Genomic DNA, 3447 nt, shown 5'->3' with positions numbered 1-3447 from the left:
GCCTTATGCAAAGTTGACGATTATGCAAAGTAAATATAGCTAAGCATTGATTTATCTAAACTACTCTATGATTTACTTTGCATAATCTACTGACTACATGAGATTGGATAGCCAATCAAGTAATGCTGTATCTTTACTCCAATCAGGGAGATTGCTATCAATTAGGTCGGGATAGGCATTTTCAATAGCCTGTCGTTTTAATTCTGTATCGCACTTGGCATAAATTTCTGTCGTTTTAATATCTTCGTGTCCAAGAAAGTCTCGAATATATATGAGATTGACACCTGCTCGTAACAGATGCATTGCTTTGCTATGACGGAACATATGGGGAGTTACAGTTTCTGGTATTAGTGTTGAATTCCTTCTCGCTAAAATCACATATTGCTTAATAATATATGAAATACCCTCCTTGGTAAGTTTGCCATGCTGTCTATTCACAAACAATGGATAATCACTTTTCCAAGTTTTATCAAGAGAGTTTTCTAAAATGTAGTGTTTCAATAAAGCAAGTGTATTTTTCATCAGAGGAACCCTTCGTACCTTATCACCTTTACCAGTAAGGATAAGCACTGCAGGATTATCTAAGATAACATCACGTATTCTAAGATCTGCTAATTCCTGTACCCTACAGCCTGAATCATACAACGTACTTAGAAGGGCTAAATCACGACGTCCCTTAGCAGTGGTCTTATCTGGCTGTGACAATAGTAATTGTATCGCATCTGGTGTAAGATGTGGCACCGCTGTTCTTTGGGACTTTTTAACAGGTATTGCAATAACCTTTTGAAAATGCAGGATTCCTGATGGTTCCTCATACTGAACATATCGGAAAAATGAGTGTATGGCAGCAAGACGCTGATTTCTAGTTGAAATACTACTTTTACGGGACTCCTCAAGCCATTCAAGGAAGTCTGCTATTAATTTATGGGTAAGCATATCCATAGTCAACTTTTCAATAGATATCCTTCTTTGAGTCTGGCAGTACCTAAGTAAAAGCTTAAAAGTATCTCTGTAGGATGCAATAGTATTGATGCTAGCATTTTTCTGTGCTGGTAAATATTCAGATAAAAAAGCTGTAAGATGGATAGCAAAATCAGTAGGTTTCATAATTATCACCTTCTAATGTTGGAATAACATCTGGATAGAATCCTTCTAGCTTTATGGATATATCAGGGAATACATCAGCTGTCATCCTAAGGTAATATGCTGTTTCCTCAAAAGAATCATGTCCCATAAATGTTTTAAGCACTGGGAGATAAACTGAAAGGTCTTTACCCTGCATAACCCAGTTTTTTAAACAGTGACATGCAAAAGTATGACGAAAATCATGTACTCTTGGTCCCTTACCGCGACCACCATGAGATATACCAGCTTTCCATAGGAAACGCCTAAAGTTACGATAGATATTAGTAAGAGTCATTGGTTTCCCATTTAAACCAGGGAAGAAGTAATCACTACCCTTTGACATCACATGCACATGCTGGAAGTAACCCCTGCAACGGCTTGTAATTTCATCTGACATTGGAACTAGTCGTGCATTATCCATCTTTGAATGTTCTATGGTTAATACACATTCCTCTAAGTCTATGTCATCTACTTTTAGTAGTCTAGCTTCAGAGGAACGTAAACCACAGGAATATATCATTCTGAAAAATATCGGCATAATTAAATGTCGATGTGGACATTGGCTGACATAGTGACATTTATCTGTTTCATCAAAGAAATGTTTTAATTCATCTTCAGTGTAGATGTAAGGAATATATTTCTCTTCAGTAGGATAATAACCCTTTGGGAGAACGTAAGTATTCATTCCAATGTAATCCATATAGATAGCTAATTGTCTAATAATAGAGGCTCTTGAGCATTGGTTCCCTTGTGATTCATAATATTTCTTCGAGCACCAGTCCAAAACGATTTCTTTAGTAAGCCCCGTTGCATTAGGGTATTTTTCAGCAGTAAATGCAGAAAAACGCAATAAGTGATTTTCTTCAGTCGTATATTTGTACCCAATTGCTTGTTTTAGCTGAACGTGATTTTTGATATGTGCTGCAAATGGACCTGTAAAAGGATAATCACTCATGAATGTCCACCTCCGGCATGTTTAGACAGCATTCCTTCAATTTATTGATGTCCACTTTCAGATAAACTGCTGTAGAATCTGTATCGATATGACCAAGGATGTCAGAAATAACCGCAAGTGGTGTATCGTGCTCAAGCATCCTTGAAGCTGCAGTATGTCGAAGCGAATGCATACCCCGATGTTTCTTCAAGGTAGGAATATGAGCAATCCTCATGTAATCGCGTATTAATTGATGTAGATGGTCACTTTCTGAGAAAGGCAAGAATGGTGCTAAATGCCTTACAAAAACAATAGGGGAATTTACCTTAGGTCTACCATACTTTAGATAGTCAATTACTGCCCAACCTACTTCAGTTGGAATAGGAAGAGTGACAGTACTCCTTGTTTTTGATTGTGTGAATATCAATTTCTTTTCTTCCCAATGGAAACTATCAAAGGTTAGATTTTTGATATCTGTGACTCTAAGACCTAGTACGCAAGCGATAAGAATAATTGCATAGTCTCGCTTGCCCTTTGGATTTCCACGATCAATTGCATCAATTAGTGCATCTAACTCTTCCTTAGTCCAAACAGAGGGTATACGGGTTTGCTTTCTTGCCTGAACCATAGGAGTTTTTGAAGCTAAATCGATTTTTAAGATATCCTGTTCTAACAGATATCTTAAAAATGCACGTATAGAGCAGATGATTTGCTCCGCGGTTTTGTAGGCATAACCAGCCAGTGTTTTGATATAGCTATTGACAATTGTAAGTGTGATATCTTGGCAACTTTGAATTCCTTGGGAAATCAAATAATCCATAAAGCGTTCTGATTGTTTCACATAGTGGTCTACGGTTACTTTAGAGTAATCTTTAGATTCACAGTGTTTCTTAAAATCGTTACTAATACCCATAAAATATGGATCAGTAAGTAACTTCCGATGCTTGTAATATCGTCTTAAGACGGTATGATGGAGTTGATAATCCCCAATCATTCGAATGATACGAAGTTCCTGTGTATCTTTCTGCGACAGGGTTTTATCGAAGTCCTTTTCAAAGATTTGAAAATAGCTTTCAACATAGTCAATTCCTAGTTGCTCAGAATAATGACTTTCGTTACATTCTTCAGCAAACTGCAGGATTTTCTGCCATCGATTACGATAAAATTTCATAGAACCTTCAGTATAGCCTAAACGTAACAGTTCTTGCTCTAAGTCATACAATAATTCTTTAATTGGTTTCTTTTGCATAAGAACCTCCTTCAATGATTTTTGAGTTTACTCTATAATCATTGCCGAAGATTATGCAAAGTAAATCAGAGGTAACATCAGTAATTATGTGATACTTACAGGTTTACTTTGCATAAGTACTTATTTAGCATAAGGCGGT

3 protein-coding genes are annotated in these 3447 nt (G+C 36.7%); all 3 read right to left on the bottom strand.

Translation table 11 applies throughout. The features are described from left to right. Nucleotides 1–93: 93 nt before the first annotated feature. The 3 genes from HZF24_RS18600 to HZF24_RS18590 are packed head-to-tail and all read right to left on the bottom strand — an operon-like array spanning nt 94 to nt 3308. Nucleotides 94–1107: a site-specific integrase gene (locus HZF24_RS18600; protein ID WP_179239878.1), complete on the bottom strand. Its 1014-nt coding sequence runs from the start codon at nt 1105–1107 to the stop codon at nt 94–96. Continuing rightward, nucleotides 1094–2080, bottom strand: a complete 987-nt coding sequence (locus HZF24_RS18595; protein ID WP_179239877.1) for a tyrosine-type recombinase/integrase — start codon at nt 2078–2080, stop codon at nt 1094–1096. Before HZF24_RS18595 ends, HZF24_RS18600 begins: the two co-directional genes overlap by 14 nt. Continuing rightward, on the bottom strand, nt 2073–3308 hold the full coding sequence (locus HZF24_RS18590; protein WP_179239876.1) for a site-specific integrase: 1236 nt from the start codon (nt 3306–3308) through the stop codon (nt 2073–2075). The genes HZF24_RS18595 and HZF24_RS18590 overlap by 8 nt, the downstream gene beginning before the upstream one ends. Between the last annotated feature and the right edge of the window lie 139 nt (nt 3309–3447).

The organism is Sedimentibacter hydroxybenzoicus DSM 7310 (assembly GCF_013403245.1).
GTDB classification, from domain to species: Bacteria; Bacillota; Clostridia; order Tissierellales; family Sedimentibacteraceae; genus Sedimentibacter; species Sedimentibacter hydroxybenzoicus.
Note: the sequence above shows the minus strand (reverse complement) of the source record. Positions and strands in the feature narration are given on the sequence as shown.

Bases quoted from the DNA above. Each gene is read 5' to 3' on its own strand.
- HZF24_RS18600 (WP_179239878.1), bottom strand. From the start codon at position 1,107: ATGAAACCTACTGATTTTGCTATCCATCTTACAGCTTTTTTATCTGAA.
- HZF24_RS18595 (WP_179239877.1), bottom strand. From the start codon at position 2,080: ATGAGTGATTATCCTTTTACAGGTCCATTTGCAGCACATATCAAAAAT.
- HZF24_RS18590 (WP_179239876.1), bottom strand. From the start codon at position 3,308: ATGCAAAAGAAACCAATTAAAGAATTATTGTATGACTTAGAGCAAGAA.